Annotated in this window: 16 protein-coding genes; 12 read left to right on the top strand and 4 right to left on the bottom strand. The window is 41.5% G+C overall.

Going from position 1 to position 21,810, the window contains the following annotated elements:
• Positions 1–478 precede the first annotated feature (478 nt).
• Entirely contained in the window at positions 479–2,170 is a 1,692-nt protein-coding gene (gene argS, locus QEZ38_RS07555; RefSeq protein ID WP_281335509.1) for an arginine--tRNA ligase, read from the bottom strand.
• Between the two features lie 143 nt (positions 2,171–2,313).
• Here argS and argR point away from each other — a divergent pair, with 143 nt between their 5' ends.
• Both argR and mutS read left to right on the top strand, forming a co-directional pair.
• Positions 2,314–2,760: an arginine repressor gene (argR, locus tag QEZ38_RS07550; RefSeq protein ID WP_001231485.1), complete on the top strand. Its 447-nt coding sequence runs from the start codon at positions 2,314–2,316 to the stop codon at positions 2,758–2,760.
• 199 nt (positions 2,761–2,959) lie between these two features.
• Entirely contained in the window at positions 2,960–5,494 is a 2,535-nt protein-coding gene (mutS, locus tag QEZ38_RS07545; RefSeq protein ID WP_281335508.1) for a DNA mismatch repair protein MutS, read from the top strand.
• A gap of 40 nt (positions 5,495–5,534) precedes the next feature.
• Here mutS and QEZ38_RS07540 read toward each other — a convergent pair whose 3' ends face one another.
• The gene (locus QEZ38_RS07540) at positions 5,535–5,993 is read right to left on the bottom strand and encodes a DUF3021 domain-containing protein (RefSeq protein WP_281335507.1); all 459 of its coding nucleotides are present in this window, start codon (positions 5,991–5,993) and stop codon (positions 5,535–5,537) included.
• A complete protein-coding gene (locus tag QEZ38_RS07535) occupies positions 5,990–6,430 on the bottom strand; it encodes a LytTR family DNA-binding domain-containing protein (RefSeq protein ID WP_281335506.1) in 441 nt (146 codons plus the stop codon). The genes QEZ38_RS07540 and QEZ38_RS07535 overlap by 4 nt, the downstream gene beginning before the upstream one ends.
• A 342-nt stretch (positions 6,431–6,772) precedes the next feature.
• Here QEZ38_RS07535 and rpsL point away from each other — a divergent pair, with 342 nt between their 5' ends.
• The 4 genes from rpsL to QEZ38_RS07515 all read left to right on the top strand — a co-directional run bounded on the left by rpsL (position 6,773) and on the right by QEZ38_RS07515 (position 14,576).
• Complete coding sequence (gene rpsL / locus QEZ38_RS07530; RefSeq protein ID WP_001142333.1) at positions 6,773–7,189, top strand: 30S ribosomal protein S12; 417 nt, start codon at positions 6,773–6,775, stop codon at positions 7,187–7,189.
• A 19-nt stretch (positions 7,190–7,208) separates the two neighbouring features.
• On the top strand, positions 7,209–7,679 hold the full coding sequence (rpsG, locus tag QEZ38_RS07525; protein ID WP_000087876.1) for a 30S ribosomal protein S7: 471 nt from the start codon (positions 7,209–7,211) through the stop codon (positions 7,677–7,679).
• Positions 7,680–7,986: 307 nt separating this feature from the next.
• Complete coding sequence (gene fusA, locus QEZ38_RS07520) at positions 7,987–10,068, top strand: elongation factor G (protein ID WP_281335505.1); 2,082 nt, start codon at positions 7,987–7,989, stop codon at positions 10,066–10,068.
• A 113-nt stretch (positions 10,069–10,181) separates the two neighbouring features.
• A complete protein-coding gene (locus QEZ38_RS07515; RefSeq protein ID WP_281335504.1) occupies positions 10,182–14,576 on the top strand; it encodes a PolC-type DNA polymerase III in 4,395 nt (1,464 codons plus the stop codon).
• A gap of 114 nt (positions 14,577–14,690) precedes the next feature.
• On the opposite strand, the gene QEZ38_RS07510 is transcribed toward QEZ38_RS07515, so the two are convergent.
• Complete coding sequence (locus QEZ38_RS07510; protein ID WP_281335503.1) at positions 14,691–16,478, bottom strand: NACHT domain-containing protein; 1,788 nt, start codon at positions 16,476–16,478, stop codon at positions 14,691–14,693.
• A 195-nt stretch (positions 16,479–16,673) separates the two neighbouring features.
• On the opposite strand from QEZ38_RS07510, the gene QEZ38_RS07505 reads away from it, so the two are divergent.
• From QEZ38_RS07505 to QEZ38_RS07480, 6 genes are all read left to right on the top strand, one after another.
• Positions 16,674–16,826: a hypothetical protein gene (locus QEZ38_RS07505; RefSeq protein ID WP_281335502.1), complete on the top strand. Its 153-nt coding sequence runs from the start codon at positions 16,674–16,676 to the stop codon at positions 16,824–16,826.
• 20 nt (positions 16,827–16,846) lie between these two features.
• Entirely contained in the window at positions 16,847–18,088 is a 1,242-nt protein-coding gene (locus QEZ38_RS07500) for an aminopeptidase (RefSeq protein ID WP_281335501.1), read from the top strand.
• A gap of 9 nt (positions 18,089–18,097) precedes the next feature.
• Positions 18,098–18,328, top strand: a complete 231-nt coding sequence (locus QEZ38_RS07495) for a GlsB/YeaQ/YmgE family stress response membrane protein (RefSeq protein WP_281335500.1) — start codon at positions 18,098–18,100, stop codon at positions 18,326–18,328.
• Positions 18,329–18,655: 327 nt separating this feature from the next.
• Positions 18,656–19,564, top strand: coding sequence for a LysR family transcriptional regulator (locus QEZ38_RS07490; protein ID WP_049548400.1), 909 nt, complete (start codon positions 18,656–18,658; stop codon positions 19,562–19,564).
• Positions 19,565–19,603: 39 nt separating this feature from the next.
• Positions 19,604–20,632, top strand: coding sequence for a tRNA preQ1(34) S-adenosylmethionine ribosyltransferase-isomerase QueA (gene queA, locus QEZ38_RS07485; RefSeq protein WP_281335521.1), 1,029 nt, complete (start codon positions 19,604–19,606; stop codon positions 20,630–20,632).
• A gap of 178 nt (positions 20,633–20,810) precedes the next feature.
• Positions 20,811–21,359: a DUF6287 domain-containing protein gene (locus QEZ38_RS07480; protein WP_281335499.1), complete on the top strand. Its 549-nt coding sequence runs from the start codon at positions 20,811–20,813 to the stop codon at positions 21,357–21,359.
• Positions 21,360–21,810: the final 451 nt, after the last annotated feature.

Below are 21,810 nucleotides of genomic sequence, written 5' to 3'. Positions count from 1 at the left end.
GCTCTGCAATTCAGTAACTTTAAGATTGCGACGTCTTTCGGTAGAAATCGATAATATTTCTATCGAAAGACTAGTGAAGCGCCTAGCCAAACTCTGAATAGGATTTGGCGTTAGTTACTTAGACTGCATTACAATAAAGTGATTAAAAGCCTACGACATGAGCCTAACCAAATCGATATTATTTGGTTAGGTGAATTAGTGAAGCGTTTAGGCAAATCGCCTCATTTACGACGTCGTGGCCCCTAAATCGATCATATTTATGTCCTAAAACTAGTGAAGCACCTAGCCAAAGTCCGAATAGGATTTGGCGTTAGTTACTTAGACTGCTTAGTAATAAATTAATTTAATAGATCACGACATGCATCCAAATAAATCGATATTAATTATTTGGATGCATTAGTAAGGCGTTTAGGCAAATCGCCCGATAGCGATTGCCGTCAAGAGACTAGGAACTTTAGTTCCAGTCTCTTGTAACGAATTACATCTTCTCTGGTGCTTCTACGCCCAGCAGACGAAGTGCTTCTTTGAGGACAACTGCAGTTGCATAGCTAAGGGCTAAACGACTGTCGCGTTCTGGACTTTCATCCAAGATACGAGTGTGAGCGTAATATTTGTTAAAGGCTTGCGCTAAGCTAATTGCAAATTTAGCAATGATAGAAGGTTCAAAGTTATCCGCCGCACGGTTGATAATACGTGGGAAATCTTGGATGAGTTTAATAATTTCCCAACTTTCAGCGTCGTTCAAGCTATAGTTGGCGGCTGTTTCTGGTTTGAAATCGGCTTTGCGCAAGATAGATTGGATACGAGCATAGGCGTATTGAACATAAGGACCAGTCTCGCCTTCAAAGGATACCATGGCTTCAAGGTCGAAGTCGTATCCATTTGTACGGTCAGTTTTAAGGTCATAGAATTTAATGGCTCCAACTCCAACAGCATGCGCCACCTGGTCTTTATTTTCAAGTTCAGGATTTTTGGCTTCGATTTGGGCTTTGGCACGACTGACAGCCTCTGCAACTGTAGGCTCTAGCAAGATGACATTCCCTTTACGAGTAGAGAGCTTCTTCCCTTCTTTTGTAACCAAACCAAAAGGAACGTGAGTAATGTCGTCACTCCAGTCGTAGCCCATTTCTTGCAAGACAGCTTTGAGCTGTTTAAAGTGGGCAGATTGCTCTTGACCAACGACGTAGATAGATTTGGCGAATTGGTATTCGTTTTTACGGTAAAGAGCTGCAGCCAAGTCACGTGTGATGTAAAGAGTTGCACCATCAGATTTCTTGATAAGAGCTGGGTGTTCAATTCCATATTTTTCAAGATTCACAACTTGGGCTCCTTCTGACTCAACAAGAAGTCCTTTTTCAGAAAGGATGTCTACAACTGCATCCATCTTGTCATTGTAAAAGGCTTCCCCGTTGTAGCTGTCGAATTCAACCTTCAATTCATTGTAAAGGCGGTTAAATTCCACCAAACTTTCATCACGGAACCATTGCCAAAGTGCGAGAGCTTCCTCGTCTCCATTTTCAAGTTTACGGAACCATTCGCGTGCTTCTTCATCCAAGCTAGGATCATTTTCAGCTTCAGCATTGATGCGAACGTAGAGTTTAAGAAGTTCATCAATAGGATGAGCTTTTACAGCTTCTTCGTCGCCCCATTTTTTGTAGGCAACGATCAGCATCCCAAACTGTTTACCCCAGTCTCCCAAATGGTTGACCTTGACCGTTTGATAACCGATTTTTTGGAAAATATGTGACAAGCTATCTCCGATAACAGTTGAGCGCAGGTGGCCAATAGAGAATGGCTTAGCAATATTGGGACTAGACATGTCGATAACAACATTTTCTTGTTTACCAATATTTTGGTCAGCATAGTGTTCTTTTTCAGTGATAACAGCTTGTAATACTTGAGCAGAAATGGCATTTTTATCAAGGAAGAAGTTAACATAAGGTCCAGTAGCGACGACTTTTTCAAATGCTTGGCTATTGATTTTTTCAGCGATATCTGCCGCGATCATTTGCGGAGCTTTTCTCTCAACTTTTGCTAGAGTAAAGGCAGGAAAGGCGATGTCTCCCATATCAGAGTTTTTGGGTTGTTCTAGTAAATTTAAAATAGCCTCTTGATCCAGGCTGTCAATGACGCTAGCCAATTCGCTAGCAATCAATTGTTTTGTATTCATTATAAACTCCTTTGGACTTTTCTTCTATTTTATCACAATTTTGAGGAATGATAAGAATTTTTTTGAAATATTCGGTTTTTTTGGTATAATGTTCTTAATTAAATAGTTGTAAAATATTATAAATATTCACTCGAGAGGATGTTATGAGAAAAAGAGAACGCCATCAGTTAATCAAACAAATGATCACTGAGGAAAAATTAGGAACTCAAAAGGAGATTCAAGATCGTTTGGAAGCACGCAATGTTTTTGTGACGCAAACGACATTGTCGCGTGACCTTCGCGAACTGGGCTTGACCAAGGTTAAGAAAAATGATAAGGTCTACTACGTACTAGCAAATGAGACAGAGAAGATTGACCTTGTTGAGTTTTTATCCCATCATTTGGAAGGTGTAGCAAGAGCTGAGTTTACCTTAGTTTTGCACACTAAATTGGGTGAAGCCGCAGTTTTAGCCAATGTTGTCGATGCCAACAAGGATGAATGGATTTTAGGAACAGTTGCGGGTGCCAATACTCTCTTGGTCATCTGCCGAGATCAGCATGTCGCTAAACTCATGGAAGATCGTTTGTTAGATTTGATGAAGGATAGATAAGGAGGTTGGGACAAAAGTCCTAGCCTCTCAATTGTCTTTGGATTGTCGAGCAAGACGCAGTGGTTGAGTGGGCTCTACTACGCTGATTTCATCAGCTTTTACAGCCCTACTCAACTGTGCGGAGGTGGGACGACGAAATCGAATTCTAACGAATTACCGATTTCTGTCCCACTCTCTATTTTTAACAAGGAGAGAATGGATGACGACAGAAAAATTATCACCAGGCATGCAACAGTATGTGGATATCAAAAAACAATATCCAGATGCTTTTTTGCTCTTTCGTATGGGTGATTTTTATGAGTTATTTTACGAAGATGCAGTCAATGCTGCCCAGATACTAGAAATTTCACTAACCAGTCGCAATAAAAATGCTGACAATCCTATTCCCATGGCTGGAGTTCCCTATCACTCTGCTCAACAGTATATCGATGTTTTAGTGGAGCGTGGTTACAAGGTTGCCATTGCTGAGCAGATGGAGGATCCTAAGCAGGCTGTTGGTGTTGTGAAACGCGAGGTTGTGCAGGTGATTACCCCTGGTACAGTCGTCGATAGTAGTAAACCAGATAGTCAAAACAACTTTTTGGTGGCTATTGACCGTGACGGTCAGCAATTTGGCTTGGCATACATGGACTTAGTGACGGGTGATTTCTATGTGACAGGCTTATTGGATTTTACTCTGGTATGTGGTGAAATTCGGAACCTCAAGGCCAGAGAAGTCGTCATCGGCTATGCCTTAACTGAAGAGGAAGAACAGATTCTCAGCCGTCAAATGAATTTGGTACTTTCTTATGAGCAAGAATCATTTGAAGACATCCATCTGCTGGATCCACGATTGGCACCTGTTGAACAGACTGCCAGCAGTAAGCTTCTTCAGTATGTCCATCGGACTCAGATGAGAGAGTTGAATCACTTGAAGCCAGTTGTCCGTTATGAAATTAAGGATTTCTTGCAGATGGATTATGCAACCAAGGCTAGTTTAGATCTAGTAGAAAATGCTCGTTCTGGCAAGAAACAAGGGAGTCTTTTCTGGTTGCTAGATGAAACTAAGACTGCCATGGGAATGCGTCTTTTGCGCTCTTGGATCCACCGTCCCTTGATTGACAAGGATCGTATCCTTGAACGTCAGGAGGTTGTACAGGTCTTTCTGGATTATTTCTTTGAACGTAGTGATTTGACAGAAAGCCTAAAGGGAGTCTACGATATTGAGCGCCTTGCTAGTCGTGTTTCTTTTGGGAAAAGCAATCCTAAAGACCTCTTGCAGCTAGCGACTACCTTGGCCAGTGTTCCAAGGATTCGCGCAATTTTAGAAGGAATGGAGCAACCAGCTCTAGCTTATCTGATTGAACAACTGGATGCTATCCCTGAGTTGGAAAGTCTTATTAGCGCAGCCATTGCTCCTGAGGCTCCTCATGTGATTACCGAAGGTGGTATTATTCGGACGGGCTTTGATGAGACCTTGGACAAGTATCGTCGGGTGCTTAGAGAAGGAACTAGCTGGATTGCTGAAATTGAGGCTAAGGAAAGAGAAAATTCTGGCATCAATACTCTCAAGATTGATTACAATAAAAAAGATGGCTACTATTTCCATGTAACCAACTCGCAGCTAGGCAACGTACCAGCCCACTTTTTCCGCAAGGCTACGCTGAAAAACTCTGAGCGTTTTGGGACAGAGGAGTTGGCGCGTATCGAGGGAGAAATGCTAGAGGCGCGTGAGAAGTCAGCCAGCCTTGAATATGAAATCTTTATGCGTATCCGTGAAGAAGTTGGTAAGTATATCCAACGTCTACAAGCCCTGGCCCAAGGAATCGCTACTGTCGATGTCTTACAAGGACTAGCGGTAGTAGCAGAAAATCAGCACTTGATCCGTCCAGAGTTTGGTCAGGATTCGCGAATTGACATTCAAAAAGGTCGTCACGCTGTCGTTGAGAAGGTCATGGGAGCCCAAACCTATATTCCCAATAGTATCCAAATGGGTGAAGATACTAGCATCCAGCTGATTACAGGGCCTAATATGAGCGGGAAGTCAACCTATATGCGTCAGCTAGCTATGACAGCAGTTATGGCCCAGCTGGGTTCTTATGTGCCAGCAGAAAGTGCTCACTTGCCAATTTTTGATGCAATTTTTACCCGTATCGGGGCGGCAGATGACTTGGTTTCAGGCCAGTCCACCTTTATGGTCGAGATGATGGAGGCCAATAATGCCATTGCGCATGCGACTGAGAAATCCCTCATTCTCTTTGATGAGCTAGGACGTGGAACGGCAACCTATGATGGCATGGCCTTGGCTCAGGCCATCATCGAGTACATCCATGAGCATATTGGAGCCAAGACTCTTTTTGCGACTCACTACCATGAATTAACCAGTCTGGAAGCTAGTCTTGAACATCTAGTAAATGTTCACGTGGCTACGCTTGAGCAAAATGGCCAGGTCACTTTCCTTCATAAGATAGAACCAGGACCGGCAGACAAATCGTACGGTATTCATGTTGCTAAGATTGCGGGTTTACCAGTAGACTTACTAGCAAGGGCAGATGCGATTTTAACTCAATTAGAGAGCCAGGGAACAGAGAGTCCTGTTCCAATGAGACAAACGAATACAGTCTCTGAACAAATTTCCCTATTTGACTCGGCGGAAGAAAATCCTATTCTAGCAGAATTGGCTAAAGTAGATGTGTACAATATGACACCGATGCAGACCATGAATCTCTTGTTAGAGCTGAAGCAAAAATTATAAGTCAAAACCCACTCAAAAGACTGAGTGGGTTTCTGTTGTATTATTTTTTCTGAGCCAATAGTTGATTGATGTGGGCAACCTTCTTTGATTCTCTTTTATAGAGAATCGCCCAGATGATGAGATAGACGATGGCAAACTCTGGGATGAGTTGAAGCAAGAAAGTCCAGCGAAGTGGAAACCAACCTGCCAGAATTGCAAGAGGAACAAAACCTAGCAACATAAGGAAGAAGTGAGTGACAGTAGCTCGAAGGAGGCTCCAGTCTTGAGTGAATAGACGACTGCCAAAACTAAAGAGAACTCCGATAGCTGCCCAGATGATAGAACAGTAGAGCAAAACTAGAGCGCCATGTACCTGTTGTTGGATCATGAATTGGCCAATCAAAGAGTTGGGGCTAAGTGGTGCATAGTTGCTTGGCGAATAGATAAAAGAAAAGATAATAGATAGGATGAGGCCGATGAGGATACCAGTTGTGGTATCGTGGAAAATTTGTTTTTTCATAGTTCTAATTTCTCCTTAATAGCTTTGAGGTAACGGCGAGATGAGTAGGTAAAACTGTCGTTTTTAAGATAGATTTCAATCAAGCCGTTAGAGGTTAGTTTTAGATGACTGATAGCATCAATGTTGACAATTTCCGATTGGGAAATTTGGATAAAGGAAGTAGGTAAGATTTCAACTGCTTGGTAGAGACGAATATCGAGCGTATAGGTTCTAATATCCGTTTCAGCCAACACTTTACGGTTTTCAATATAAACGCGCTGAATAGTACCGACTTCAATGAGATAAAGCTGATCTTGAAATTTTCCTTTAAGAGTTTCTTTTTGATCCAGTGATTGAACAAAGTCTTGAACTTTTTGAACTCTAGGGGACAAAGATGGTGCTTCTATGATGATTTGTTCTTCTGCATATTGTTGATCAATGTCAAGTCTGACTTTCATATTTTCTCCTTTGTAAAGTTGTAATAGAGATCTCTTACTTACAAATCTATTAAACACCATTTTCTTGACAAATACAAGAAGCTTTGCCTATGTGGTCGGTTGAAGAGCCTATCTGGTAGGTGACCGTTTTCATAGAATTTTTAGAGTAAAGAAGTCAAAAAATAAGAAGAAATATATTGACAAAAATAGAAAAAACGTGGTACAATAATAGACGGTACTTTTTACTTTTGGTCTCTCAAGAGTGTACAGGGACGTGCTGACAAATGTTGCAAAAGTACACACAGATGATAGCTGTCACCAAGTGTATCATCACCAAAAATAAAAAAACACAGGAGAATGTAGATGCCTACAATTAACCAATTGGTTCGCAAACCGCGTAAATCAAAAGTAGAAAAATCTAAATCACCAGCTTTGAACGTTGGTTACAACAGTCATAAAAAAGTTCAAACAAACGTTTCTTCACCACAAAAACGTGGTGTTGCAACTCGTGTTGGAACAATGACACCTAAAAAACCTAACTCTGCCCTTCGTAAATTTGCTCGTGTACGTTTGAGCAACCTTATCGAAGTTACTGCATACATCCCAGGTATCGGACACAACTTGCAAGAGCACAGCGTGGTGCTTCTTCGCGGTGGACGTGTAAAAGACCTTCCAGGGGTACGTTACCATATCGTCCGTGGTGCACTTGATACTGCAGGTGTTAACGATCGTAAACAAGGCCGTTCTAAATACGGTACTAAACGTCCGAAAAAAGCATAAGGAAAGGGGATAAAGAGAAATGAGTCGTAAAAATAGAGCTCCAAAACGTGACGTATTGCCAGATCCGCTTTACAATTCACAATTAGTTACTCGTCTTATCAACCGCGTTATGCTTGACGGTAAACGTGGTACAGCTGCTTCAATCGTTTACGGTGCTTTTGAACAAATCAAAGAAGTTACTGGTAACGATGCACTTGAAGTATTTGAAACAGCTATGGAAAACATCATGCCTGTACTTGAAGTACGTGCACGTCGTGTTGGTGGTTCTAACTACCAAGTCCCAGTTGAAGTTCGTCCAGAACGTCGTACAACACTTGGACTTCGTTGGTTGGTAACAATCGCTCGCCTTCGTGGTGAACACACAATGCAAGACCGTCTTGCAAAAGAAATCTTGGACGCTGCTAACAACACTGGTGCAGCAGTTAAGAAACGTGAAGACACTCACCGTATGGCTGAAGCTAACCGTGCCTTCGCACACTTCCGTTGGTAATAAAATGATACTAAGAGCGGCAAAGGCCCAAGGCAAAAATAGGAAACTGATGCAGTGTTCCGTGAACACAAAGCAGTTTATCTTTTTTGCACCGGGCCTCGCTCGGGTTCAAATCAGTTAACTTGAGCTTTTAGCCCGGGTTCAATTTAGCTCGGTCAGCTCTTAGCTACAACTCAACTTACCATTTCGTAAGTTGAAACCAACAATAACATGAAAACATTGAGAACGGGTGGGTCCTGCCTATCCGTTTTTATTAAATCGTGTTATAATAGAATAGAAATAAAAAAATATAGGAGAAACAAACCTCATGGCACGCGAATTTTCACTTGAAAAAACTCGTAATATCGGTATCATGGCTCACGTCGATGCTGGTAAAACAACTACTACTGAGCGTATCCTTTACTACACTGGTAAAATCCACAAAATCGGTGAAACTCACGAAGGTGCGTCACAAATGGACTGGATGGAGCAAGAGCAAGAACGTGGTATCACTATCACATCTGCTGCGACAACAGCTCAATGGAACAACCACCGCGTAAACATCATCGACACACCAGGACACGTGGACTTCACTATCGAAGTACAACGTTCTCTTCGTGTATTGGACGGTGCGGTTACAGTTCTTGACTCACAATCAGGTGTTGAGCCTCAAACTGAAACAGTTTGGCGTCAAGCAACTGAGTACGGAGTTCCACGTATCGTATTTGCCAACAAAATGGACAAAATCGGTGCTGACTTCCTTTACTCAGTAAGCACACTTCACGACCGTCTTCAAGCAAACGCACACCCAATTCAATTGCCAATCGGTGCTGAAGATGACTTCCGTGGTATCATCGACTTGATCAAGATGAAAGCTGAAATCTATACTAACGACCTTGGTACAGATATCCTTGAAGAAGATATTCCAGCTGAATACCTTGACCAAGCTCAAGAATACCGTGAAAAATTGGTTGAAGCAGTTGCTGAAACTGACGAAGAATTGATGATGAAATACCTCGAAGGTGAAGAAATCACTAACGAAGAATTGAAAGCTGGTATCCGTAAAGCGACTATCAACGTTGAATTCTTCCCAGTATTGTGTGGTTCTGCCTTCAAGAACAAAGGTGTTCAATTGATGCTTGATGCGGTTATCGACTACCTTCCAAGCCCACTTGACATCCCAGCAATCAAAGGTATCAACCCAGATACAGATGAAGAAGAAACTCGTCCTGCATCTGATGAAGAGCCATTTGCAGCTCTTGCCTTCAAGATCATGACTGACCCATTCGTAGGTCGTTTGACATTCTTCCGTGTTTACTCAGGTGTTCTTCAATCAGGTTCTTACGTATTGAACACTTCTAAAGGTAAACGTGAACGTATCGGACGTATCCTTCAAATGCACGCTAACAGCCGTCAAGAAATCGACACTGTTTACTCAGGTGATATCGCTGCTGCCGTTGGTTTGAAAGACACTACAACTGGTGACTCATTGACAGATGAAAAAGCTAAAATCATCCTTGAGTCAATCAACGTTCCAGAACCAGTTATCCAATTGATGGTTGAGCCTAAATCTAAAGCAGACCAAGATAAGATGGGTATCGCCCTTCAAAAATTGGCTGAAGAAGATCCAACATTCCGCGTTGAAACTAACGTTGAAACTGGTGAAACAGTTATCTCTGGTATGGGTGAGCTTCACCTTGACGTCCTTGTTGACCGTATGCGTCGTGAGTTCAAAGTTGAAGCGAACGTAGGTGCTCCTCAAGTATCTTACCGTGAAACATTCCGCGCTTCTACTCAAGCACGTGGATTCTTCAAACGTCAGTCTGGTGGTAAAGGTCAGTTTGGTGATGTATGGATTGAATTTACTCCAAACGAAGAAGGAAAAGGATTCGAATTCGAAAACGCAATCGTCGGTGGTGTGGTTCCTCGTGAATTTATCCCAGCGGTTGAAAAAGGTTTGGTAGAATCTATGGCTAACGGTGTTCTTGCTGGTTACCCAATGGTTGACGTTAAAGCTAAGCTTTACGATGGTTCATACCACGATGTCGACTCATCTGAAACTGCCTTCAAGATCGCTGCATCTCTTGCACTTAAAGAAGCTGCTAAGACTGCACAACCAGCTATCCTTGAACCAATGATGCTTGTAACAATCACTGTTCCTGAAGAAAATCTTGGTGATGTTATGGGTCACGTAACTGCTCGTCGTGGACGTGTAGATGGTATGGAAGCACACGGTAACAGCCAAATCGTTCGTGCTTACGTTCCACTTGCTGAAATGTTTGGTTACGCAACAGTTCTTCGTTCTGCATCTCAAGGACGTGGTACATTCATGATGGTATTCGACCATTACGAAGATGTACCTAAGTCAGTACAAGAAGAAATCATTAAGAAAAACAAAGGTGAAGAATAATTCATCGACACCCTAAAAGAAGTCACTTTGTGGCTTCTTTTTCTGTTTGGTAGAAATAGGTAAAAGTGCCTCAAATATGGTAAAATAGAAGGAGTATATTGTGAGGAAAATGGATGTCAACCACTTTTGAAATTTTAATGAATCAGTTGGGAATACCCGCTGAAATGAGAAATCATGAGGCCTTCTCTCAGGCTGAAATAGAACAAGTCATTGTTCATAAACGAAGCAAAGTTTGGGAGTTTCATTTTGTTTTTGAAAATATCTTGCCTTTTGAACTTTTTCTAGAGTTGAAAAGAGGCTTGAAAGAAGAATTCTCAAAAACGGGAAATCAGGCTAGTTTTGAGATAAAAACGCGAAACCAGGAATTTTCTAGAGAACTTTTACAAGCCTACTATCGAGAGGCTTTTTCGGATGGACCTTGCGCCAGTCAAGGTTTTCGTTCTATCTATCAGAATTTTCAGGTTCGCTTTGAAAATGACCAGTTAATCATTGAAGCTTCTGAAGCGGCAGATACAGAGCATTTTAGAAAAAATCATCTGCCAAATCTTAGCAAACAGCTGGAACTTTTTGGCTTTCCTAAACTTTCCTGCAGTTTAGAAAAAAATGAAGAACTCACGAGGGAAGAGCAAGAGGCCTTTCAGACAGAAAATCAAATGATTATCCAAGCTGCTAATGAAGAAACACTTCGGGCTATGGAACAATTGGAACAGATGGCGCCGCCTCCTCCAGCTGAGGATAAGCCTGTCTTTGATTTCCAAGCCAAGAAAGCAGCTGCCAAGCCTAAACTTGACAAGGCAGAGATTACTCCAATGATTGAGGTCAATACTGAGGAGAACCGTCTGGTTTTTGAAGGAGTCGTCTTTGATGTTGAGCATAAGGTGACTAGAACAGGTCGTGTTTTGATTAACTTCAAGATGACAGACTACACTTCTAGCTTCTCCATGCAAAAATGGGTCAAGAACGAAGAAGAAGCTCTGAAGTTTGACATGATCAAGAAAAATTCTTGGCTCCGTGTTCGTGGGAATGTTGAGGTCAATAATTTCACGCGAGACTTGACCATGAATGTACAGGATGTTCAGGAAGTCGTCCACTATGAGCGTAAAGACTTGATGCCAGAGGGTGAGCGTCGCGTTGAGTTTCATGCCCATACCAATATGTCGACCATGGATGCTCTACCTGAAGTTGAAGAACTCGTTGCGAAAGCAGCTAAATGGGGTCATAAAGCGGTAGCAATCACGGACCATGGGAATGTTCAATCCTTCCCTCATGGCTATAAGGCGGCTAAGAAAGCTGGCATCCAGCTAATCTATGGGATGGAAGCCAATATTGTTGAAGACCGTGTTCCTATCGTCTATAATGAAGTGGAGATGGACCTTTCTGAAGCTACTTATGTAGTCTTTGACGTGGAAACGACTGGTCTATCTGCTATCTATAATGACTTGATACAGGTTGCGGCTTCCAAGATGTATAAGGGTAATATCGTCGCTGAATTTGATGAGTTTATCAATCCAGGTCACCCCTTATCAGCCTTTACGACAGAATTGACGGGGATTACGGATGATCATGTAAAAAATGCCAAACCCTTGGTTCAAGTTTTAAAAGAGTTTCAAGAATTTTGTAAGGATACCGTTCTTGTCGCCCACAATGCAACCTTTGACGTTGGCTTTATGAATGCCAACTATGAACGTCATGGCCTGCCAAAAATCACTCAACCCGTCATCGATACGCTAGAATTCGCAAGAAATCTCTATCCTGAGTACAAACGTCATGGTCTAGGACCTTTGACTAAACGTTTTGGTGTAGCTTTAGAACACCACCACATGGCCAATTACGATGCGGAAGCAACTGGCCGTCTGCTCTTTATCTTTATCAAAGAAGTAGCAGAAAAACACGGTGTGACAGATTTGGCACGATTAAACCTTGATTTAATCAGTCCAGATTCTTATAAAAAAGCTCGAGTCAAGCATGCGACCATCTATGTGAAAAATCAGGTGGGCTTGAAAAATATCTTTAAGCTGGTTTCTCTCTCAAATACTCAGTATTTTGAAGGAGTACCGCGAATTCCACGTACGGTACTGGATGCCCATCGAGAAGGTTTAATCTTGGGCTCTGCTTGTACAGAAGGGGAAGTTTTTGATTCAGTCGTATCACAGGGAGTGGATGCAGCGGTCGAAGTCGCTAAATATTATGACTTTATCGAGGTGATGCCTCCAGCTATCTATGCACCTCTGATTGCCAAAGAGCAGGTCAAGGACATGGAAGAACTCCAAACCATTATCAAGAGTTTGATAGAGGTTGGAGATCGTCTCGGTAAGCCGGTTCTTGCGACAGGAAATGTCCACTATCTCGAACCCGAGGATGAAATTTATCGAGAAATCATCGTCCGCAGTCTAGGTCAGGGTGCCATGATTAACCGAACTATCGGCCATGGAGAAGCTGCCCAACCAGCTCCGCTACCAAAGGCGCATTTTAGAACCACCAATGAAATGTTGGATGAATTTGCCTTTCTAGGGGAAGATTTGGCTCGCAAGATTGTCATTGAAAATACCAATGCCATGGCAGAAATCTTTGAGCCTGTGGAGGTTGTAAAGAGTGATTTGTACACGCCTTTCATTGACAAAGCTGAAGAAACAGTTGCTGAATTAACCTATAAAAAAGCCTTTGAAATCTATGGAAACCCACTGCCAGATATCGTTGATTTACGGATTGAAAAGGAATTGACTTCTATCCTGGGGAATGGTTTTGCCGTGATTTATCTGGCTTCACAGATGCTAGTGCATCGTTCCAACGAACGAGGTTATTTGGTTGGTTCACGGGGGTCTGTTGGTTCTAGTTTCGTTGCGACCATGATTGGGATTACCGAGGTCAACCCTCTTTCTCCTCACTATGTCTGTGGTCAGTGTCAGTATAGTGAGTTTATTACAGATGGTTCCTACGGTTCAGGTTTTGATATGCCCAATAAAGACTGTCCAAACTGTGCCCACAAGCTCAGCAAGAATGGACAGGATATTCCTTTCGAGACCTTCCTTGGTTTTGACGGGGACAAGGTACCCGATATCGATTTGAACTTCTCGGGTGAGGATCAGCCGAGCGCCCACTTGGATGTACGTGATATCTTTGGGGAAGAATATGCCTTCCGTGCAGGAACGGTAGGTACGGTGGCTGCTAAAACAGCCTATGGATTTGTCAAGGGTTACGAGCGTGACTATGGCAAGTTCTACCGTGAAGCTGAAGTAGAGCGCCTAGCCCAAGGAGCTGCCGGTGTCAAACGGACGACAGGCCAACACCCCGGGGGAATTGTTGTTATTCCTAACTACATGGATGTCTACGATTTTACGCCTGTCCAGTATCCAGCGGATGACGTGACGGCTGAATGGCAGACCACTCACTTTAACTTCCACGATATCGATGAGAACGTCCTCAAACTCGATGTGCTGGGGCATGATGATCCGACCATGATTCGGAAACTGCAGGACTTGTCTGGGATTGATCCTAATGAAATCCCTATGGATGACGAAGGCGTGATGGCCCTCTTTTCAGGGACCGATGTGCTTGGGGTAACACCTGAGCAAATCGGGACTTCAACTGGTATGCTTGGAATTCCAGAGTTTGGAACTAACTTTGTTCGAGGCATGGTGGATGAAACCCATCCGACGACCTTTGCGGAGTTGCTTCAGCTTTCTGGTCTGTCTCACGGTACCGACGTTTGGTTGGGAAATGCCCAAGACTTGATTAAGGCTGGAATTGCGGACCTGTCAACCGTTATCGGATGTCGGGATGATATCATGGTTTACCTCATGCACGCTGGTCTAGATCCAAAGATGGCCTTTACTATCATGGAGCGTGTACGTAAGGGATTGTGGCTCAAAATCTCAGAAGAAGAGCGCAACGGTTATATCGAAGCTATGAAGGCCAACAATGTGCCTGAGTGGTATATCGAATCTTGTGGAAAAATTAAGTACATGTTCCCTAAAGCCCACGCGGCTGCCTACGTTATGATGGCCTTGCGTGTAGCCTACTTCAAGGTTCACCATCCGATTTATTACTACTGTGCTTACTTCTCCATTCGTGCCAAGGCCTTTGATATCAAGACCATGGGTGCAGGCTTGGATGCTATCAAACGCAAGATGCAAGAAATTGCTGAAAAGCGCAAGAATAATGAAGCTTCCAACGTAGAAATCGACCTTTACACAACGCTTGAAATCGTCAATGAGATGTGGGAACGTGGCTTCAAATTTGGGAAATTGGACCTCTATCGCAGTGATGCGACTGAATTCATCATCGACGGAGATACCCTCATCCCACCATTTGTCGCCATGGATGGTCTAGGAGAGAACGTTGCCAAGCAATTAGTTCGTGCTCGTCAAGAGGGAGAATTCCTCTCTAAAACAGAGCTCCGCAAGCGTGGTGGACTCTCATCAACCTTGGTTGAAAAGATGGATGAAATGGGAATTCTGGGCAATATGCCAGAGGATAATCAGCTGAGCCTGTTTGATGATTTGTTTTAAGAAGGCAGATTGGCCTCAATTTTATAGAGATGTTTGATAATTAAAAAAATAACAGGACATTAGATAATCCTGTTATTTTTTAATTGTGAACATAAATATACAACGGCTAGATTACTAATCCTCTAAGACGATATCCTCTTCTTCTAGGTCTTCTATCAATTTCTGCTTGTAATGAGTGAGAGAAAGTATTTTTTGGCCGACCCAAGATTTTTTAAATAAGTCCAATAATTCTTTATCTTCAATGAGGTCTTCTGGTCCTATAACTTGTCCTATTAAATGATTATCTTTGCAAAATGATATTAGGGGGATATCTATTGTACGGTAGGATGTATAATCAATAGTATTGTTTGAAAAAAAATAAATAAAATTCTCAAGGTTACCTTGGGTGTTTATGAATCTTAAATAAAAAGGTGTGTTTCTAGAAGCAGACCTAACAATAATTTTTACTGGAAGATTGAGAATGTAATATTCAAATAAGTCCTCGTCTTTAGATTTAGATTCTTCAAATTTATCTAATAAAGGAATTAAAATATTATTATTAAAGCGTTGGGTACTCATGTCCTCTAACATAGGGAATACTGAATCTGCACTAGAGCTAAATTTTCCTGATTCTATTAGATGAAAGCTATAGTCACGCATTTTACTATCCGTTTGTATATTTAGAAAATAAGCAACAAAATATTCTTGGAAGGAACGATGGGAGAACTTGTATCTGTTTCCTTCCATGTATAGTACACATAGGCGGTTTTCTAAATCGTCTATAAAATTGCGTATATTGAGAACGTCTTTAATTCGAGGAGGAAATTTTTTAAAAATTTCGTCAATCTCTGGGAAGGTAAACTCTGTTTTTGCTTTTTGGTATGTTAGAAAACAGAAGATTGCAAAACATTCTTTAAAAGTATCTGAACTTAAATCTGATAACATTTTTCGTCGATAACTTTTCGTAGCATCGTGCTTCGAGAGCATGGTATCAAAGGCTTGATAGTAGAATAGGTGTAATTTTTGCGGGATTTCTGCATAGTCATTGTAAGTGGAGAGCATAATATTTAGTAACAGAGGATTTGAAGCAAAGGATTCATGTCTATCATATAAACCACTCTCTAGATCACGAATAAATTTATTTTTGAGTTCCTCATCTGGATATTCAATTTTTGTAATAAGACTTATAGCTTGTTCCTTAGTAAAAGGAACAGCTTTTAGAACTGTGAAACGTTGAAATTCAATGAATTCGGATTTGCTATAAGGTCTGGAAGAAAGGATATAATGGTTTTCAGGATATTTGTCACAAAAATCATTTAACTTCTTGAAAAATTCTTTTTGGTTTTCGCTATACAATTCATCATAGCCATCCAATAGGAATAAAAAGCATCCAGATTGAAGTGCATAATCTAAATATTTTTCTTGAAATGTATTGTGAAATTGATTTAGTTTTTTTAGCAGTAATTTCTCAAGGTCTAAATGCTCCTCGTCGTTGAAATCTTTTAATTCAATAAAAATAGGAATATAGTCTTTTAATTCTAATTCACTTAGAAAAAGATGTTTCATGAGAGTGGATTTACCAATTCCACCAGAACCTTCAATGATTAAAAATTTTGAGATACCAGTTAGTACTCTTGTTGTAGTGGGATTGATGATGTCTGAGCCTTTTTCTAAAAAAGGAACTTCAAAAAAATCATACAGTCTTTTGGGCTCAATTCCGTAGATAATCGTTTTGATTTTACTGTATTTTTCATAAGAATTTGTTAAATAATCTTGGAAAGGAATCTCTAGATTAATTTTTGCCTCATTGTAGAGCGTTTTAAATTTGTCAGTTGTTTTTGAAATAATAGGTGAAAGGTATTTATCCAGAATAGCACTAGTAAATTGTTTTGCAATTTCATTGTTAAAGATTTCGTCCATCATCTTTTTGCTCCTGTGTATTTTTAGTGTATATCTATAGAATATCACCTTATATTTTTTATGTCAATATAAATAAAGAATGTCAATATAGCTGTATATTACATTCTCAATTCTTGGATAGTTAAATAAAAGCAAGCTTAATTTGACTTGTTTTTAAATTTACATCATATGTGATATACTAGTAACGGAGGACATTTCATGAAACTAAGAATTTTTGCGGAAGATAAGCCAGCTGAGAAGGTGTTTGAGTACCAATTTGAACTTGCTGATCATACAATTCTTCTATCGACAGCACTCTTGTCAGGTGCTATTGCTTTGGCAGGATTATTTTCTGCTTTGAAAGAAAAATAAAATAGAAAAGAGAAAACAGAATGGTTTTACCAAATTTTAAAGAAAATCTAGAAAAATACGCTAAGCTTTTGGTTGCAAACGGAGTGAACGTGCAACCTGGTCACACTTTGGCTCTCTCTATTGATGTGGAGCAACGCGAGTTGGCTCACTTAATCGTCAAAGAAGCCTATGCACTTGGAGCGCACGAAGTTATCGTTCAATGGGCAGATGACTTTGTAAACCGTGAGAAATTCCTTCACGCGCCGATGGAGCGTCTGGACAATGTACCAGAATACAAGATTGCTGAGATGAACTACCTTCTTGAAAACAAAGCAAGTCGTCTCGGTGTTCGTTCTTCTGACCCAGGTGCCTTGAACGGAGTGGATGCTGAAAAGCTTTCAGCTTCTGCTAAAGCTATGGGAATTGCGATGAAGCCAATGCGTATCGCAACTCAATCCAACAAGGTTAGCTGGACTGTAGCAGCAGCGGCTGGACTTGAGTGGGCTAAGAAGGTCTTTCCAAATGCTGCAAGCGACGAAGAAGCAGTGGACCTCCTTTGGGACCAAATCTTCAAGACTTGCCGTATCTACGAAGAAGATCCAGTTAAGGCTTGGGAAGAACATGCAGCTATCTTGAAGAGCAAGGCGGAAATGCTCAACAAAGAGCAATTCTCAGCTCTTCACTACACTGCTCCTGGAACTGATTTGACACTTGGCTTGCCTAAGAACCACGTTTGGGAATCAGCTGGTGCAGTTAATGCCCAAGGTGAAGGATTCTTGCCAAACATGCCAACAGAAGAAGTCTTTACAGCTCCTGACTTCCGTCGTGCAGATGGTTATGTAACGTCTACAAAACCACTCAGCTACAATGGAAATATCATCGAAGGCATCAAGGTGACCTTTGAAAATGGAGAAATTGTAGATATTACAGCTGAGAAGGGTGATCAGGTTATGAAGGACCTTGTCTTTAAGAATGCAGGTGCGCGTGCCTTGGGTGAATGTGCCTTGGTACCAGATCCAAGTCCAATTTCTCAGTCAGGTATTACCTTCTTTAATACTCTTTTCGATGAGAATGCTTCTAACCACTTAGCTATCGGTGCAGCCTATGCAACGAGCGTTGTTGGTGGAGCAGAGATGAGCGAAGAAGAACTGGAAGCTGCAGGACTCAACCGTTCAGACGTTCACGTTGACTTTATGATTGGTTCTAACCAAATGGATATCGATGGTATCCGTGAGGATGGAACACGCGTACCTCTCTTCCGCAATGGAGATTGGGCAAATTAAGGAGAAGCTATGATTGGAAGTATGTTTGTCGGACTTTTAATCGGACTACTAGCAGGAGCTATCACCAATCGTGGAGAACGAATGGGATGCTTCGGTAAAATGTTTCTCGGCTGGATTGGTGCCTTTCTAGGACAATTACTCTTTGGTGCATGGGGGCCAAGCCTAAGCGGTACAGCCATTATCCCATCAGTTCTTGGGGCCATGATTTTACTAGCCATCTTCTGGGAAAGAGGAAGCTAAGTTTCGCTTTAGAAGGCAGATTAACTCTAAAGAATAAGAGAGAGGCTAGGACAAAAGTCCTAGCCTCTCAATTGTCTTTGGATTGTCGATCAAGACGCAGTGGTTGAGTGGCCTCTACTACGCTGATTTCATCAGCTTTTACAGCCCTACTCAACTGTGCGGAGGTGGGACGACGAAATCGAATTCTAACGAATTACCGATTTCTGTCCCACTCTCTCTTTTTAGGTCGCTATATAAAGTCATTTGAAAGCACTCATCTAAGCTTAGCCACAGAGCTTTCAGTGACTGGTTCTTTTTATATTGCGTCAAGTATGGTACAATAAAAGCATGAGAATTCAACAATTACACTATATTATCAAAATTGTAGAGACTGGTTCCATGAATGAGGCTGCCAAGCAACTTTTCATTACGCAGCCCAGTCTATCAAATGCAGTTCGTGACCTAGAAAATGAGATGGGAATTGAGATTTTTATTCGAAATCCCAAGGGAATCACCCTCACACGTGATGGGATGGAATTTTTATCCTATGCCCGTCAGGTTGTCGAGCAAACCCAACTTCTAGAAGAACGCTATAAAAATCCAATCGCTCATCGCGAGCTTTTTAGTGTGTCTTCGCAACACTATGCTTTTGTGGTCAATGCTTTTGTTTCCTTGCTTAAGAAAAGCGATATGGAAAAGTACGAGCTTTTTTTGCGTGAAACCAGAACCTGGGAAATCATCGACGACGTCAAGAACTTCCGTAGTGAAGTAGGAGTCCTCTTTTTAAATAGCTATAACCGGGATGTCCTTTCTAAGATGTTGGATGACAACCATCTAGTTGCCCACCATCTCTTTACAGCGCAGCCCCATATCTTCGTCAGCAAGTCCAACCCACTTGCCAAAAAAGACAAGGTGCAGTTGGCAGACCTAGAAGACTTCCCATACTTGAGCTATGACCAAGGGACCCATAATTCCTTCTATTTCTCAGAAGAGATTTTGTCACAGGAACACCACAAGAAATCCATCGTGGTTAGTGACCGCGCGACCTTGTTCAATCTCTTGATTGGTTTGGACGGCTATACCATCGCGACAGGTATCCTCAATAGTAATCTTAATGGGGACAATATTGTCTCGATTCCACTTGATATTGATGATCCCATTGAGCTGGTTTATATCCAGCATGAAAAGACAAGCTTGTCTAAGATGGGTGAACGCTTCATCGAGTATTTGCTTGAAGAAGTTCGTTTTGATAGCTAATCATAAGTACATTAGAAAAGAAAAGGAAATATGACTACAATGAATACCAATGATTTTGATTTTCACTTGCCAGAGGAGCTGATTGCTCAGACACCTTTGGAAAAGCGCGATGCTTCTAAGCTTTTGATGGTCAATCGCAAAACAGGAGAATTTCAAGATCGCCATTTTCACTCCATTATTGAAATGCTAGAGCCAGGTGATGCCTTGGTTATGAATGATACCCGCGTCTTGCCAGCTCGACTTCATGGTCAAAAGGAAGAAACAGGTGGACACGTTGAACTCTTGCTCTTGAAAAATACGGCAGGAGACGAATGGGAAGTGTTGGCGAAACCAGCCAAACGTCTCAAGGTCGGTGCTCGAGTTGTCTTTGGTGATGGTCGCCTAAGCGCAGTTGTGACCGAGGAATTAACCCATGGAGGTCGTATTGTTCGCTTTGAGTATGAGGGGATTTTCCTTGAAGTGCTTGAAAGCCTTGGAGAAATGCCGTTGCCTCCTTATATCCACGAAAAGTTGGATGACCGTGAACGTTACCAGACAGTTTATGCCAAGGAGAGTGGTTCAGCGGCTGCTCCGACTGCAGGTTTGCATTTTACCAAGGAGTTACTAGAAGAAATCCAGCAAAAAGGAGTTCACTTAGTTTACTTGACCTTGCACGTTGGGCTTGGAACCTTTAGGCCTGTTTCGGTAGATAACCTGGATGAACACGAGATGCACTCTGAGTTTTACCAATTGTCTGAGGAAGCCGCATCGACCTTGCGTCAGGTCAAGGAAAATGGTGGCCGTGTCATTGCTGTGGGGACAACTTCTATCCGTACTCTAGAGACCATCGGAAGCAAGTTTGATGGTCAGATCCAAGCAGACTCTGGTTGGACCAATATCTTTATCAAGCCAGGTTATGACTGGAAGGTTGTGGATGCTTTTTCTACTAATTTCCATTTGCCTAAGTCTACCTTAGTCATGCTTGTCTCAGCCTTTGCAGGCCGTGAATTGGTCCTCGAAGCCTATCAGCATGCTATCGACCAAAAGTACCGTTTCTTTAGCTTTGGCGATGCCATGTTTATCTACTAAAAATAGAAGAGCTAATTCCTGATTGGATTAGCTTTTTTGATGTCAAATAGCTATTGAATTATATGGAAATAAATGATACACTGAAAACTACAGGTTAGCCGTCAAAAATATATGTAATTTCGGACTAGCCATTTTAGATTCAGACTAAACTGGGTCATCATTTCAAAAGGAGATTTTTATGAAAAACAAAACATTGCGTTACACTAGTCTTTCAGCTCTTGCTTTGCTGGCGGTCTTAACATTAGCTGCTTGTGGAGGAAATGCTGAAAAAACTACAGCATCTTCAAGCAAAGAGGCTTCTTCTAAAGTAACTAAGGAGTCATCAAGTAAAACAGAAGCTAGCCAAAAAGAGGAACAGAAGTCTAAGACAAGTTCTTCAAGCGCTACAGCTACTCAAACTGAGACAAAGGCGGAAAATCAAAAAGATTATTCTAAATTCCTTGGAACTTGGGAGAATTATGCAGGAACAACAGCTACGATTACAGCTGACGGCATTGTGACGATTCAAAGCTCAAAGGGAACTTTTAAATATGAGATGGATCAAGTAGAGGAGAAGGACGGTTACTATCTGACAGGAATTCATCTTGTTGGAGGCGGAGAAGGAGCACGCCTGATCTTTACTCCAGCAGGTGTAGCAAATGAATTAACTGGTACGGATGGTAGCCAAGACGTCTTGGCAATCGGCCAATCACCAAGCGACAAAGATAGTCATTTTTACCGTAATTAAGAATGAAAAAAGAAAAAGTGAGCCAAATCGACGGCTCGCTTTTTGAGTGGTGAAAAGTATGGATGAGATTGATTTGACAAGTAAAAAACCTTTAAGTAGCCGGTTGACCAAAAGTAGAACAGATACGAAAAAAAGCCTTGATTTCAAGGCTTTTCCTGTTGTATGTAGATGCCCCCTACAGGGATTTGGAAAGGACTTTCATATTGAGAGCAATTAAAAATATTGAAATATAAGTGATTTTAGGTATTTTCAATGTCATGATTTAAAAATGGGACAAAAGTGGGGCAAAAACCATACAGATTCTAAACTGTATGGTTCTTTTTTTATCTAACCAAGAAAGGTTAAAACTTATTAAAACAAATGCAATCAACTGTTGAAAACTTTTTAGTCCGTGTAATATAAAAACAAGTAAAAAGTTGAACTATAGGGAATATTGTGTCATAATAGGTAA

The sequence above is a fragment of the Streptococcus taonis genome (genome assembly GCF_029948085.1).
Taxonomy (GTDB): domain Bacteria; phylum Bacillota; class Bacilli; order Lactobacillales; family Streptococcaceae; genus Streptococcus; species Streptococcus taonis.
Note: the sequence above shows the minus strand (reverse complement) of the source record. Positions and strands in the feature narration are given on the sequence as shown.

Bases quoted from the DNA above. Each gene is read 5' to 3' on its own strand.
- argS (WP_281335509.1), bottom strand. From the start codon at position 2,170: ATGAATACAAAACAATTGATTGCTAGCGAATTGGCTAGCGTCATTGAC.
- argR (WP_001231485.1), top strand. From the start codon at position 2,314: ATGAGAAAAAGAGAACGCCATCAGTTAATCAAACAAATGATCACTGAG.
- mutS (WP_281335508.1), top strand. From the start codon at position 2,960: ATGACGACAGAAAAATTATCACCAGGCATGCAACAGTATGTGGATATC.
- QEZ38_RS07540 (WP_281335507.1), bottom strand. From the start codon at position 5,993: ATGAAAAAACAAATTTTCCACGATACCACAACTGGTATCCTCATCGGC.
- QEZ38_RS07535 (WP_281335506.1), bottom strand. From the start codon at position 6,430: ATGAAAGTCAGACTTGACATTGATCAACAATATGCAGAAGAACAAATC.
- rpsL (WP_001142333.1), top strand. From the start codon at position 6,773: ATGCCTACAATTAACCAATTGGTTCGCAAACCGCGTAAATCAAAAGTA.
- rpsG (WP_000087876.1), top strand. From the start codon at position 7,209: ATGAGTCGTAAAAATAGAGCTCCAAAACGTGACGTATTGCCAGATCCG.
- fusA (WP_281335505.1), top strand. From the start codon at position 7,987: ATGGCACGCGAATTTTCACTTGAAAAAACTCGTAATATCGGTATCATG.
- QEZ38_RS07515 (WP_281335504.1), top strand. From the start codon at position 10,182: ATGTCAACCACTTTTGAAATTTTAATGAATCAGTTGGGAATACCCGCT.
- QEZ38_RS07510 (WP_281335503.1), bottom strand. From the start codon at position 16,478: ATGATGGACGAAATCTTTAACAATGAAATTGCAAAACAATTTACTAGT.
- QEZ38_RS07505 (WP_281335502.1), top strand. From the start codon at position 16,674: ATGAAACTAAGAATTTTTGCGGAAGATAAGCCAGCTGAGAAGGTGTTT.
- QEZ38_RS07500 (WP_281335501.1), top strand. From the start codon at position 16,847: ATGGTTTTACCAAATTTTAAAGAAAATCTAGAAAAATACGCTAAGCTT.
- QEZ38_RS07495 (WP_281335500.1), top strand. From the start codon at position 18,098: ATGATTGGAAGTATGTTTGTCGGACTTTTAATCGGACTACTAGCAGGA.
- QEZ38_RS07490 (WP_049548400.1), top strand. From the start codon at position 18,656: ATGAGAATTCAACAATTACACTATATTATCAAAATTGTAGAGACTGGT.
- queA (WP_281335521.1), top strand. From the start codon at position 19,604: ATGAATACCAATGATTTTGATTTTCACTTGCCAGAGGAGCTGATTGCT.
- QEZ38_RS07480 (WP_281335499.1), top strand. From the start codon at position 20,811: ATGAAAAACAAAACATTGCGTTACACTAGTCTTTCAGCTCTTGCTTTG.